Origin of the sequence: Brucella sp. HL-2, assembly GCF_025846885.2 — a bacterium.
GTDB lineage: Bacteria > Pseudomonadota > Alphaproteobacteria > Rhizobiales > Rhizobiaceae > Brucella > Brucella quorumnocens.
This window is the reverse complement of record NZ_JAOYTK010000003.1, coordinates 321,341-334,555: the sequence shown is the minus strand read 5'-3', so window position 1 is coordinate 334,555 and position 13,215 is coordinate 321,341. Positions and strand designations below refer to the sequence as shown.

Below are 13,215 nucleotides of genomic sequence, written 5' to 3'. Positions count from 1 at the left end.
AATCGAGAACGCCGGTTTCCGGTATTTTTATGAAGGCAGAATGCAATGGCTAAGAAAATTGCAGGCCAGCTGAAGCTCCAGGTAGCAGCAGGTGCGGCCAATCCATCGCCTCCGATTGGCCCAGCATTGGGTCAGCGCGGCATCAACATCATGGAATTCTGTAAGGCATTTAACGCTGCCACACAGGAACTGGAAAAAGGTTCGCCGATTCCAGTCGTGATCACATACTACCAGGACAAGTCTTTCACTTTTGTGATGAAGACTCCTCCGGTAACCTACTTCCTTAAGAAGGCTGCCAACCTCAAGTCGGGCTCAAAGGCGCCTGGCAAGGAAAAGGCAGGCACAATTGCGCGTGATAAAGTTCGCGAAATTGCTCTTGTTAAGATGAAGGATCTGAACGCATCTGACGTGGAAGCGGCAATGCGTATGATCGAAGGTTCTGCCCGTTCGATGGGCCTGGAAGTGGTGAGCTAAGACCATGGCAAAGATTTCCAAGCGTGTAGCTAAGATCCGCGAAGGCGTTGACGTCAACAAGCTCTATGACCTGTCCGATGCAATCAGTCTGGTTAAGGAACGTGCAGTTGCCAAGTTCGACGAAACCATCGAAATCGCAATGAACCTCGGCGTCGATCCGCGTCACGCCGACCAGATGGTTCGTGGCGTTGTCAACCTTCCAAACGGCACCGGCCGTACCGTTCGCGTTGCTGTTTTTGCACGCGGCGACAAGGCTGAAGAAGCCAAGAAGGCTGGCGCCGACATCGTTGGTGCAGAAGAACTGGTCGATATCGTCAATGGCGGCAAGATCGAATTCGATCGTTGCATTGCAACCCCTGACATGATGCCACTCGTTGGTCGTCTCGGTAAGGTACTCGGCCCACGCGGCCTGATGCCAAACCCTAAGGTTGGTACTGTGACCGTCGACGTTGCAGCTGCAGTTACCGCTTCCAAGGGCGGCGCAGTTGAATTCCGCGTTGAAAAGGCTGGTATCATCCACGCCGGTATCGGCAAGGTTTCCTTCGATAGCCAGAAGCTCGAAGAAAACATCAAGGCCTTTGCTGACGCAGTTATCAAGGCAAAGCCTTCGGCTGCTAAGGGTGAATACGTTAAGCGCGTATCGATCTCTTCGACCATGGGCGTTGGCGTCAAGGTCGATCCGGCAACCGTTAAGGTCGTCGCTTAAGTTGTTTTGGCTCCGGTTCGCCGGAGCCTGAGCTTTCCCGAAAGGGAAGGTGCATAGGCCGCACGCCAGCACTGCGAAAGTAGTCGAAAGTGCAAAAATTCCGGATCGCAAGATCCGGATAGCCGGACGAAAGTCCGGTTATCCTGTCCGAGATTGCAGGCGGACCATCATCTTTGGGTGGTAGTCCTTAAACATACGGCCTGCATGAGACGTGGAATAACCTTGTTTCGCACGAAAGTGCATGCGTGGTTTGAACCGTAGTTGCCTTTGAGTGAATTCCGCTTTTGCGGGCGAAGCTGAAGGGGGCAGGATCCTCGAACGTCAGATGGGCCGCAAGGTTTATCTGGCAAAGGCAACCCGGCAGGACCAGTTGGTCCTGTCTACTGGAGAGACACAGTGGATAGAGCGGAAAAGCGCGAATTTGTCGCGTGGCTGAACGGCGCTTTCAAAGAGTCCGGTTCGGTCGTCGTGGCCCACTATACCGGTCTCACCGTTGCGCAGATGAGCGATCTTCGTTCCAAAATGCGTGACGCTGGTGGCACCGTTAAAGTCGCGAAAAACCGCCTTGCCAAAATCGCTCTTCAGGGCACGGAATCGGAAGGTATTGCTGATCTGTTTACAGGTCAGACGGTCGTTGCTTATGCAGACGACCCGATTACCGCTCCGAAAGTAGCCGTCGAGTTCGCCAAGATTAACGACAAGCTCGTTATTCTTGGTGGTTCAATGGGTGCAACGACACTTAACGCCGATGGCGTAAAGTCGCTTGCTTCGCTCCCATCGCTCGACGAACTGCGCGCAAAGCTGGTTGGAATGATCCAAACCCCGGCTCAGCGTCTTGCAGTACTTACCAGCGCTCCAGCGGGCCAGATTGCCCGCGTTATTGGCGCGCACGCCCGGAAGAACGAGGCGGCTTAAGGCCGTTTCTCATTTCAAACAGTTCAAACCTTAAACTAAGGAAATACCAAAATGGCTGATCTCGCAAAGATCGTTGACGACCTTTCGGCTCTGACAGTTCTGGAAGCTGCTGAGCTTTCGAAGCTTCTCGAAGAGAAGTGGGGCGTTTCTGCTGCTGCTCCTGTAGCAGTTGCTGCTGCTGGCGCTGCTCCAGCTGCTGCTGCTGAAGAAAAGACTGAATTCGACGTCGTCCTCGCTGACGGTGGCGCTAACAAGATCAACGTGATCAAGGAAGTTCGCGCAATCACCGGTCTCGGCCTCAAGGAAGCTAAGGACCTCGTTGAAGCCGCTCCTAAGGCTGTCAAGGAAGGCGCTTCCAAGGACGAAGCTGAAAAGATCAAGGCACAGCTCGAAGCAGCTGGCGCTAAGGTTGAACTTAAGTAAGTTCATTATTCTGGCGGATGGAAACCATCCGCCAGTTTAACTCCGGGCTTGCATCTGGAGTAAATGCATGAAAAGAAACGAAAAGCGCGGAAATAGGTTCTCTTTATGCAAATCATAGTCAGAGCGATTTTAACTACAACGTTCTGATCCTTTTAAACCCTTTTTCTGATGGCCTCGACCAGGCTTTCAGAAAACGGGTTTAGCCCGTTAGAAGGACCGCCGTGAGGCGGCGCACGATAAAGGCCGCAAGGCGTGAGCAAGCCGTTAAGGCTATAGAACGAGGAGCGACGATGGCTCAGACCCATTCTTTCAATGGTCGCAAGCGCGTACGCAAATTTTTCGGCAAGATCCCCGAGGTCGCGGAAATGCCTAACCTCATTGAGGTTCAAAAGGCATCATACGACCAGTTCCTCATGGTTGAGGAACCAGCTGGCGGGCGTTCTGAAGAGGGTTTGCAGGCGGTTTTCAAGTCTGTTTTCCCAATTCAGGATTTCTCCGGCTCTTCAATGCTGGAATTCGTTCGCTACGAATTCGATGCACCGAAGTTCGACGTTGACGAATGCCGTCAGCGCGATTTGACGTATTCGGCACCTCTCAAGGTGACGCTGCGTCTGATCGTATTTGATATTGATGAAGATACTGGCGCGAAGTCCATCAAGGACATCAAGGAGCAGGACGTTTACATGGGCGATATGCCGCTCATGACAGACAACGGCACCTTTATCGTGAACGGTACGGAACGTGTTATCGTTTCGCAGATGCACCGCTCGCCGGGCGTGTTCTTCGATCATGACAAGGGCAAGACGCACTCATCGGGCAAGCTTTTGTTCGCTGCTCGCGTCATTCCTTACCGTGGTTCATGGCTTGACATCGAATTCGATGCCAAGGACGTGGTCTATGCACGTATCGATCGTCGCCGCAAGCTTCCAGCAACGACGCTGCTTATGGCGCTCGGTATGGACGGCGAAGAGATTCTGTCAACGTTCTACAACACCGTCACCTATTCGCGTGATGGTGACAACTGGCGTATCCCTTACTCGGTAGACCGTTTCAAGGGCATGAAGATCATTTCTGATCTTATCGATGCGGATACTGGTGAAGTCGTTCTCGAAGCTGGCAAGAAGCTGACCGCTCGGTCTGCGAAGCAGCTTGCTGAAAAGGGCCTCAAGTTCATCAAGGCCACTGAAGACGATCTCTTTGGTTCGTACCTTGCTGAAGATACCGTCAATTATGCCACCGGTGAGATTTATCTCGAAGCCGGCGATGAAATTGATGAGAAGGTTCTCAAGACGCTTCTTGATACCGGTGTTGAAGAGATCAACGTTCTCGATATCGATCATATCAATATTGGCGCGTATATCCGCAACACGCTGGCTGTCGACAAGAACGAAAGCCGTCAGGAAGCGCTGTTCGACATCTACCGCGTTATGCGCCCAGGTGAGCCGCCGACAATGGACTCGGCTGAAGCCATGTTCCATTCGCTGTTCTTCGATTCGGAACGCTATGACCTGTCCGCTGTTGGTCGCGTGAAGATGAACATGCGTCTCGACCTCGATGCAGAAGACACCGTACGTGTTCTGCGCAAGGAAGACATCCTTGCTGTGGTCAAGATGCTCGTTGAACTGCGCGATGGCCGTGGTGAAATCGACGATATCGACAACCTCGGCAACCGTCGTGTCCGCTCGGTCGGCGAGCTGATGGAAAATCAGTATCGCGTCGGTCTTCTGCGTATGGAACGTGCGATCAAGGAACGTATGTCCTCGATCGAAATCGACACGGTCATGCCGCAGGATCTGATCAACGCGAAGCCTGCTGCCGCGGCTGTACGTGAATTCTTCGGCTCCTCGCAGCTGTCGCAGTTCATGGATCAGACCAACCCGCTTTCGGAAATCACCCACAAGCGCCGTCTTTCGGCTCTTGGACCTGGTGGTTTGACCCGCGAGCGCGCTGGCTTCGAAGTCCGCGACGTGCATCCAACACATTATGGCCGTATTTGCCCGATTGAAACGCCGGAAGGCCCGAACATCGGTCTGATCAACTCGCTCGCAACTTTTGCCCGCGTCAACAAGTACGGCTTTATCGAAAGCCCGTACCGCAAGGTTGTCGATGGCAAGGTAACGTACGACGTTGTCTACCTCTCGGCCATGGAAGAAGCGAAGCACTCGGTTGCTCAGGCAAACGTTGAGCTGGATGAGCATGGCAGTTTCGTTGACGAATTCGTCATCTGCCGTCATGCCGGTGAAGTGATGATGACTCCGCGTGAAAACGTGGATCTGATGGATGTTTCGCCGAAGCAGCTGGTTTCGGTTGCTGCAGCACTTATTCCGTTCCTCGAAAACGACGACGCGAACCGCGCTCTCATGGGCTCGAACATGCAGCGTCAGGCCGTGCCTCTGGTACGTGCTGAAGCTCCGTTCGTCGGAACAGGTATGGAAGCAATTGTTGCTCGTGACTCTGGTGCCGCTATTGCCGCTCGTCGCGGTGGTATCGTCGATCAGGTTGACGCAACACGTATCGTTATCCGAGCTACCGAAGACCTCGATCCTTCGAAGTCTGGCGTTGATATCTATCGTCTGCAGAAGTTCCAGCGCTCGAACCAGAGCACCTGCATCAATCAGCGTCCGCTTGTACGCGTTGGTGATCCTATCGGTAAGGGCGACATCATCGCTGATGGTCCGTCGACTGATCTGGGCGACTTGGCTCTTGGCCGTAACGTGCTCGTCGCGTTCATGCCTTGGAACGGCTACAACTATGAAGATTCGATCCTTCTTTCCGAGAAGATCGTTTCGGACGACGTCTTTACCTCGATCCACATCGAGGAATTCGAAGTTGCTGCTCGTGACACGAAGCTTGGACCTGAGGAAATCACACGCGACATTCCGAACGTTTCGGAAGAAGCACTGAAGAACCTCGACGAAGCTGGTATCGTTTACATCGGTGCTGAAGTGCATCCTGGCGACATTCTTGTCGGCAAGATCACGCCGAAGGGCGAAAGCCCGATGACGCCGGAAGAAAAGCTTCTGCGCGCCATCTTCGGTGAAAAGGCGTCCGACGTTCGTGACACCTCCATGCGCATGCCTCCAGGCACGTACGGTACCGTTGTTGAAGTTCGTGTTTTCAATCGCCATGGTGTTGAAAAAGACGAACGCGCAATGGCTATCGAACGCGAGGAGATCGAACGTCTTGCGAAGGACCGTGACGACGAACAGGCTATCCTGGATCGTAACGTCTATGGCCGTCTCGCTGACATGATCGACGGTAAGGTTGCTGCTGCTGGCCCTAAGGGCTTCAAGAAGGGCACAACCATTACTCGCGAAATCATGACCGAGTATCCGCGTTCGCAATGGTGGCAGTTCGCCGTTGAAGACGAGAAGCACCAGGGTGAACTGGAAGCTCTTCGTGGCCAGTACGACGAATCCAAGAAGCTGCTCGAAGCACGCTTCATGGATAAGGTCGAGAAGGTACAGCGCGGCGACGAGATGCCTCCAGGCGTCATGAAGATGGTCAAGGTCTTTGTTGCTGTGAAGCGCAAGATCCAGCCGGGTGACAAGATGGCTGGCCGTCACGGCAACAAGGGTGTGGTTTCGCGCATTCTGCCTGTCGAAGACATGCCATTCCTCGAAGACGGTACGCATGCCGATATCGTTCTTAATCCGCTTGGCGTGCCGAGCCGTATGAATGTGGGCCAGATTCTGGAAACACATCTTGGCTGGGCTTGCGCAGGTATGGGCAAGAAGATCGGTGAGCTGATCGACGTTTATCGCAAGACGGCTGACATTCAGCCATTGCGCGATACGCTGGAGCACATCTACCCAGACAACGATCGCAACGAACCGGTCCGGTCCTATGATGACGATTCCGTCCTCATGCTGGCCAGCCAGGTCAGGCGCGGCGTGTCGATCGCAACGCCGGTATTCGACGGCGCTGTAGAAGCTGACATCAATGCGATGTTGACGGATGCAGGTCTCGCGACCTCGGGTCAGTCGACGCTGTATGATGGCCGTACGGGTGAGCCGTTCGATCGTCAGGTGACCATGGGCTACATTTATATGTTGAAGCTCCACCACCTGGTCGACGACAAGATCCACGCTCGTTCGATCGGACCTTACTCGCTCGTCACTCAGCAGCCGCTTGGTGGTAAGGCGCAGTTCGGTGGCCAGCGCTTCGGCGAAATGGAGGTCTGGGCTCTGGAAGCATACGGTGCGGCTTACACGCTGCAGGAAATGCTTACGGTCAAGTCGGACGACGTTGCAGGCCGTACCAAGGTCTACGAAGCGATTGTTCGTGGCGATGATACGTTTGAAGCTGGTATTCCAGAAAGCTTCAACGTTCTTGTCAAGGAAATGCGTTCGCTCGGTCTCAACGTTGAGCTGGACGATACACGCGACGAGCAGCAGCCGGCACTTCCGGACGCGGCGGAATAAAAAACATCAAGGCGCGCCATGGTATCGCCGTGGCGCGCCCGTAAGGTGTTTCCAGCAAAAGGCTAAAGACGCTTCGCGCACGGAAATGCTGAACGGAATGTGCAGTTCCAGACTGCGTAATACCGCGAATTCTTTTCAAGATGGCAGGGACTTTCAGCTTGTCATCGACGACACACAGGGCGGCGGATCGCCCTCAAGGAGAACGGCATGAACCAAGAGGTCATGAATCTTTTCAATCCTCAGGCTCCGGCACAGACGTTCGATTCCATCAGAATCTCGATTGCCAGCCCTGAGAAGATTCTGTCCTGGTCATACGGCGAGATCAAGAAGCCGGAGACGATCAACTATCGTACGTTCAAGCCTGAACGTGATGGTCTCTTCTGCGCGCGTATCTTTGGCCCGATCAAGGATTATGAATGCTTGTGCGGCAAGTACAAGCGTATGAAATACAAGGGCATCATCTGCGAAAAGTGCGGCGTGGAAGTCACGTTGTCGCGTGTTCGCCGTGAGCGCATGGGCCATATCGAACTGGCCGCACCGGTTGCACATATCTGGTTCCTGAAGTCGCTGCCAAGCCGTATCGGCACGCTGCTGGACATGACGCTCAAGGATATTGAGCGCGTCCTGTACTTCGAGAACTACATTGTTACCGAACCGGGTCTGACTTCCCTTAAGGAGCATCAGCTTCTGTCGGAAGAAGAATACATGATTGCCGTCGATGAGTTCGGCGAAGATCAGTTCACAGCCCTTATCGGCGCAGAAGCTATTTTCGAGCTTCTGGCTTCGATGGAACTCGAAAAGATCGCAGCGGATCTGCGCGTTGATCTGGCTGAAACGACTTCAGAACTGAAGACGAAGAAGCTGATGAAGCGTCTCAAGATCGTTGAGAACTTCCTTGAGTCCGGTAATCGTCCTGAGTGGATGATCATGAAGATCGTTCCGGTTATCCCGCCGGATCTGCGTCCTCTGGTTCCACTGGATGGCGGTCGTTTTGCGACTTCGGATCTGAACGATCTGTACCGTCGTGTGATTAACCGTAACAACCGTCTGAAGCGTCTGATCGAACTGCGCGCACCGGGCATCATTATCCGTAACGAAAAGCGCATGCTGCAGGAAGCTGTTGATGCGTTGTTCGACAACGGTCGTCGTGGCCGCGTTATCACGGGTGCTAACAAGCGTCCGCTGAAGTCGCTCTCCGACATGCTCAAGGGTAAGCAGGGTCGTTTCCGTCAGAACCTTCTTGGTAAGCGCGTCGACTATTCAGGTCGCTCGGTTATCGTGACAGGTCCTGAGCTGAAACTGCACCAGTGCGGTCTGCCTAAGAAGATGGCGCTCGAACTCTTCAAGCCATTCATCTACGCTCGTCTTGACGCCAAGGGTTATTCCTCGACCGTCAAGCAGGCGAAGAAGCTGGTTGAAAAGGAACGTCCGGAAGTTTGGGATATCCTCGACGAAGTCATCCGTGAGCATCCGGTTCTTCTGAACCGTGCGCCTACGCTGCACCGTCTTGGTATTCAGGCATTCGAACCCACGCTGATCGAAGGCAAGGCCATTCAGCTGCATCCGCTCGTCTGTACAGCGTTCAACGCTGACTTCGACGGTGACCAGATGGCTGTTCACGTTCCGCTGTCGCTTGAAGCTCAGCTTGAAGCACGCGTGCTGATGATGTCGACCAACAACATCCTGCATCCTGCAAACGGCGCACCGATCATCGTTCCTTCGCAGGACATGGTTCTCGGCCTCTATTATCTGTCGATCGTGGCAGAGAAAGAACCAGGCGAAGGTATGATGTTTGCCGATATGGGCGAACTTCAGCATGCGCTTGAGAACAAAGTCGTCACGCTGCACACCAAGATCAAAGGCCGTTTCAAGACGGTTGATGCGGAAGGCAATGTCGTTTCCAAGGTTTACGACACCACGCCTGGCCGTTTGATCACTGGCGAGCTTCTGCCGAAGCACGTCAATGTGCCGTTCGACATCTGTAATCAGGAGATGACCAAGAAGAACATCTCCAAGATGATCGACCACGTCTACCGCCATTGCGGTCAGAAAGAGACGGTTATCTTCTGCGATCGCATCATGCAGCTCGGCTTTGCCCATGCATGTCGCGCCGGTATTTCGTTCGGTAAGGATGACATGGTCATTCCTGACTCGAAGGCAAAGATCGTTGCAGATACCGAAGCACTGACGACCGAATACGAACAGCAGTACAATGACGGCTTGATCACTCAGGGCGAAAAGTACAACAAGGTCGTTGATGCCTGGGGTAAGGCGACTGACAAGATCACCGAAGAGATGATGGCCCGTATTAAGGCTGTTGAATTCGATCCGGTGACCGGACGTCAGAAGCAGATGAACTCGGTCTACATGATGTCGCATTCGGGTGCCCGTGGTTCGGTCAACCAGATGCGTCAGCTTGGCGGTATGCGCGGTCTTATGGCCAAGCCGTCGGGTGAAATCATCGAAACACCGATCATCTCGAACTTCAAGGAAGGCTTGACCGTTAACGAGTACTTCAACTCGACACACGGTGCCCGTAAGGGGCTTGCCGATACCGCTTTGAAGACCGCTAACTCGGGCTACCTGACACGTCGTCTCGTTGACGTTGCACAGGATGCGATTATTTCGGAAGTCGATTGCGGCGCCGAAATCGGTCTCACCATGCAGCCGATCGTCGATGCCGGTCAGATCGTTGCTCCAATCGGACAGCGCGTTCTGGGCCGTACGGCACTTGATCCAATCATCAATCCAGCAACTGGCGATGTTATCGTCGAAGCTGGCCGCATGATCGAGGAAAAGGACGTCGAAATCATCGAGAAGGCTGGTATCCAGTCCATCCGTATTCGCTCGGCACTGACCTGTGAAACCCGTAACGGCGTTTGCGCCAAGTGCTATGGTCGTGACCTTGCACGCGGTACTCCGGTCAACCAGGGTGAAGCTGTTGGCGTTATCGCCGCACAGTCGATCGGTGAGCCTGGCACTCAGCTGACCATGCGTACCTTCCACTTGGGTGGTACTGCTCAGGTTGTTGACTCGTCGTACCTCGAAGCTTCCTATGAAGGCACCGTCAAGCTGCGTAACCGTAACGTGGTTCGCAACTCCGATGGTAACCTCGTGGTCATGGGCCGTAACATGGCGGTTCTGATCGTCGATGCTACCGGCAAGGAACGTGCCGTTCACCGTGTAACCTACGGTTCGCGTCTGTTCATTGACGAAGGTGATGCAGTCAAGCGCGGTCAGCGTATTGCTGAATGGGATCCATACACCCGTCCAATCCTTACGGAAGTGGAAGGCTACGTCGAGTTCGAAGATCTCGTCGACGGTCTTTCGGTTTCGGAAACGGCGGACGAGTCGACCGGTATCACGAAGCGCGTCATCATCGATTGGCGTTCGACCCCACGTGGTGCGGACCTCAAGCCTGCGATGATCATCAAGGACAAGAGCGGCAAGATCGCAAAGCTGTCGAAGGGTGGCGAAGCTCGCTTCTTGCTTTCGGTAGAAACGATCCTTTCGTTCGAACCGGGTGCTCACGTTAATGCTGGTGACGTCATCGCTCGTCTGCCGATGGAAAGCGCGAAGACCAAGGATATTACCGGTGGTCTGCCTCGCGTTGCGGAACTGTTCGAAGCTCGTCGTCCGAAGGACCATGCCGTCATCGCAGAGATCGATGGTACCGTTCGTTTCGGTCGCGATTACAAGAACAAACGCCGCATCATCATCGAGCCAAACGATGACACGATCGAGCCTGTTGAGTATCTGATTCCTAAGGGCAAGCCGTTCCATCTTCAGGACGGTGACGTTATCGAAAAGGGTGAATACATCCTCGACGGTAATCCAGCGCCGCACGACATTCTGGCCATTAAGGGCGTAGAAGCTCTTGCTTCTTACCTCGTTAATGAAATCCAGGAAGTCTATCGTCTTCAGGGCGTTCTGATCAACGACAAGCACATCGAAGTGATTGTTCGTCAGATGCTCCAGAAGATCGAGATCACGGAATCGGGCGATACCGGTTACATCACCGGTGATCATGTCGATCGCATCGAACTCGATGAGGTCAATGATCGTCTGATTGAGGAAGGCAAGAAGCCAGGTTCGGGTAATCCGGTTCTGCTTGGTATTACCAAGGCTTCGCTGCAGACTCCTTCGTTCATCTCGGCTGCGTCGTTCCAGGAAACCACTCGCGTGCTTACCGAAGCGGCTGTTGCCGGCAAGATGGACATGCTGCAGGGTCTCAAGGAAAACGTTATCGTCGGTCGTCTCATCCCGGCCGGTACTGGTGGCATGACCAACCAGATCCGTCGTATTGCTACGGCTCGCGACGAACTGATCATCGACGAGCGCCGCAAGTCGACCGGTTCGGCAGCAGCCAATGCGATGCTGACAGACATGACCAACAACGCAGCCGAATAAGGTAGCGTTCAGGAAAAAGAAAAGGCCGCCTTTCGAGGCGGCCTTTTTGTTTGTGCTGTTTTTTCGAGATTGTGCAGTCGTTGTTCGTGCGTTGACGAGACGTGCCACAAAAGGAGAGGGCGGGCTGAATATTCCAGACCGCCCTTACTCAACTTCTTATTCTTCTTCCTCGTCATCGCCTTCAAATTCGATAAGGGCAACTTCACCAGTGAGGGCGGTGTGCCATGCACTCTTGTGAGGCTCTTCTTCAGGCTCTTCGGTGATGGTGCCCATCTCGACGAGTTCGGCTTCGTGGTAGCCTTCTTCCGCCAGGATCGCGAGGACCGTCTGAACGAGGTCTTCGTCTTCGTCGGATTTCAGTAGAATATGTACTTCTACAGATTCCTCTTCGCCTTCGTTCCAGACGTCGGCAATGACCAGATGAACGATTGGCGAATCGTTATCTGCAATCGGGGTAGTGGATGACATTGAGAATCCCTTAATATTCTGTTGTGTTTCGACTCGGATGTGTTTCAATAGCGGCTGTTCGGGTCTGGCGCTATGCTGGCACACGAAAATGACAGTTTTGTCTGCGAAATAATCGCGAATTGACGTCGAATACGGCGCAATAACCTGTCCGGGTGGTACCAAAACGCGGCTATACGGCCTTTTGGTGAAGAAACTTAATGTCCTGCCCTTGACGAAACGCCTCCAAACACGTATCAGCAGCCCATCTGAGCCGATGTGAGGCTGGCTGTTTCGGAGCGACACGCTCTGAAGTTCGCCTCAAACAGGGTTCGTTTTACGATCGAAATGCAACTTGCCGTTCGCATGAAGCCTATGCTTCCTCTGCTTTTGTTCGGGGTGGCCACATACTGTGTGGCTGGTCCCGAATTTGTGCATGAGCACTCCGGTGAAACGGCCCTCATGGGGCGCTGATACGAGATTTTTTATAGAGGAAGGTTCAATGCCTACCGTAAACCAGTTGATCCGCAAGCCGCGCACTGCGCCGGTGAAGCGTAATAAGGTTCCTGCTCTGCAGGCAAACCCACAGAAGCGCGGCGTTTGCACCCGCGTTTACACGACAACCCCTAAGAAGCCGAACTCGGCTCTCCGTAAGGTTGCCAAGATTCGTCTGACCAATGGCTTTGAAGTCATCGGTTATATCCCGGGTGAAGGTCACAACCTTCAGGAGCACTCCGTGGTTATGATCCGCGGCGGCCGCGTCAAGGATTTGCCGGGTGTGCGTTATCACATCATCCGCGGCGTTCTTGATACCCAGGGTGTTAAGAACCGCAAGCAGCGTCGTTCCAAGTACGGTGCAAAGCGTCCTAAGTAAGAATTTTCCGGGGATACCGGCCGCCAGAATGGCGAGTTGAGCCCGATGTAATTGAAAGTTGAGACGAAATGTCCAGACGCCATAAAGCAGAGAAGCGCGAGATTAACCCGGATCCAAAGTTCGGCGATCTCGTGATCACAAAGTTCATGAATGCAGTCATGCTTCATGGCAAGAAGTCGGTTGCAGAAAGCATCGTTTACGGTGCGCTTTCGGCAATTGAAGCCAAGGCGAAGTCAGAGCCGGTCGCGCTGTTCCATCAGGCGCTCGACAATGTCGCTCCGCACGTTGAAGTCCGTTCGCGCCGCGTTGGTGGTGCAACCTACCAGGTTCCGGTCGATGTGCGTTCAGAACGCCGCCAGGCGCTTGCCATTCGTTGGCTGATCAATGCAGCTCGTGGTCGTAACGAAACCACGATGATTGATCGTCTTTCCGGTGAATTGCTTGATGCTGCAAACAATCGTGGTTCTGCTGTGAAGAAGCGTGAAGACACGCACCGCATGGCTGAAGCCAACCGCGCATTCTCGCATTACCGCTGGTAATCGTCG

Annotated in this window: 9 protein-coding genes; 8 read left to right on the top strand and 1 reads right to left on the bottom strand. The window is 53.8% G+C overall.

Features of this window, described 5'->3' with window-relative positions; genetic code table 11:
* Positions 1–45 precede the first annotated feature (45 nt).
* From rplK to rpoC, 6 genes are all read left to right on the top strand, one after another.
* Complete coding sequence (rplK, locus tag OIV19_RS07490) at positions 46–474, top strand: 50S ribosomal protein L11 (RefSeq protein ID WP_007875441.1); 429 nt, start codon at positions 46–48, stop codon at positions 472–474.
* Between the two features lie 4 nt (positions 475–478).
* Positions 479–1,180, top strand: coding sequence for a 50S ribosomal protein L1 (gene rplA / locus OIV19_RS07485; RefSeq protein ID WP_264231101.1), 702 nt, complete (start codon positions 479–481; stop codon positions 1,178–1,180).
* Positions 1,181–1,576: 396 nt separating this feature from the next.
* Complete coding sequence (rplJ, locus tag OIV19_RS07480) at positions 1,577–2,095, top strand: 50S ribosomal protein L10 (RefSeq protein ID WP_095446822.1); 519 nt, start codon at positions 1,577–1,579, stop codon at positions 2,093–2,095.
* A gap of 51 nt (positions 2,096–2,146) precedes the next feature.
* On the top strand, positions 2,147–2,518 hold the full coding sequence (gene rplL, locus OIV19_RS07475) for a 50S ribosomal protein L7/L12 (RefSeq protein ID WP_024898616.1): 372 nt from the start codon (positions 2,147–2,149) through the stop codon (positions 2,516–2,518).
* Between the two features lie 290 nt (positions 2,519–2,808).
* Positions 2,809–6,942, top strand: a complete 4,134-nt coding sequence (gene rpoB / locus OIV19_RS07470) for a DNA-directed RNA polymerase subunit beta (protein WP_264231100.1) — start codon at positions 2,809–2,811, stop codon at positions 6,940–6,942.
* Positions 6,943–7,149: 207 nt separating this feature from the next.
* A complete protein-coding gene (gene rpoC / locus OIV19_RS07465) occupies positions 7,150–11,352 on the top strand; it encodes a DNA-directed RNA polymerase subunit beta' (RefSeq protein ID WP_095446820.1) in 4,203 nt (1,400 codons plus the stop codon).
* Between the two features lie 156 nt (positions 11,353–11,508).
* Here rpoC and OIV19_RS07460 read toward each other — a convergent pair whose 3' ends face one another.
* Positions 11,509–11,868 carry a hypothetical protein gene (locus OIV19_RS07460; protein WP_094577498.1) on the bottom strand — a complete coding sequence of 120 codons (360 nt, stop codon included), beginning with the start codon at positions 11,866–11,868 and terminating at the stop codon, positions 11,509–11,511.
* Between the two features lie 430 nt (positions 11,869–12,298).
* On the opposite strand from OIV19_RS07460, the gene rpsL reads away from it, so the two are divergent.
* Both rpsL and rpsG read left to right on the top strand, forming a co-directional pair.
* The gene (rpsL, locus tag OIV19_RS07455; protein WP_006168377.1) at positions 12,299–12,670 is read left to right on the top strand and encodes a 30S ribosomal protein S12; all 372 of its coding nucleotides are present in this window, start codon (positions 12,299–12,301) and stop codon (positions 12,668–12,670) included.
* Between the two features lie 68 nt (positions 12,671–12,738).
* Positions 12,739–13,209, top strand: a complete 471-nt coding sequence (gene rpsG / locus OIV19_RS07450; RefSeq protein ID WP_007875422.1) for a 30S ribosomal protein S7 — start codon at positions 12,739–12,741, stop codon at positions 13,207–13,209.
* The last annotated feature ends 6 nt before the right edge of the window (positions 13,210–13,215 follow it).

Bases quoted from the DNA above. Each gene is read 5' to 3' on its own strand.
- rplK (WP_007875441.1), top strand. From the start codon at position 46: ATGGCTAAGAAAATTGCAGGCCAGCTGAAGCTCCAGGTAGCAGCAGGT.
- rplA (WP_264231101.1), top strand. From the start codon at position 479: ATGGCAAAGATTTCCAAGCGTGTAGCTAAGATCCGCGAAGGCGTTGAC.
- rplL (WP_024898616.1), top strand. From the start codon at position 2,147: ATGGCTGATCTCGCAAAGATCGTTGACGACCTTTCGGCTCTGACAGTT.
- rpoB (WP_264231100.1), top strand. From the start codon at position 2,809: ATGGCTCAGACCCATTCTTTCAATGGTCGCAAGCGCGTACGCAAATTT.
- rpoC (WP_095446820.1), top strand. From the start codon at position 7,150: ATGAACCAAGAGGTCATGAATCTTTTCAATCCTCAGGCTCCGGCACAG.
- rpsL (WP_006168377.1), top strand. From the start codon at position 12,299: ATGCCTACCGTAAACCAGTTGATCCGCAAGCCGCGCACTGCGCCGGTG.
- rpsG (WP_007875422.1), top strand. From the start codon at position 12,739: ATGTCCAGACGCCATAAAGCAGAGAAGCGCGAGATTAACCCGGATCCA.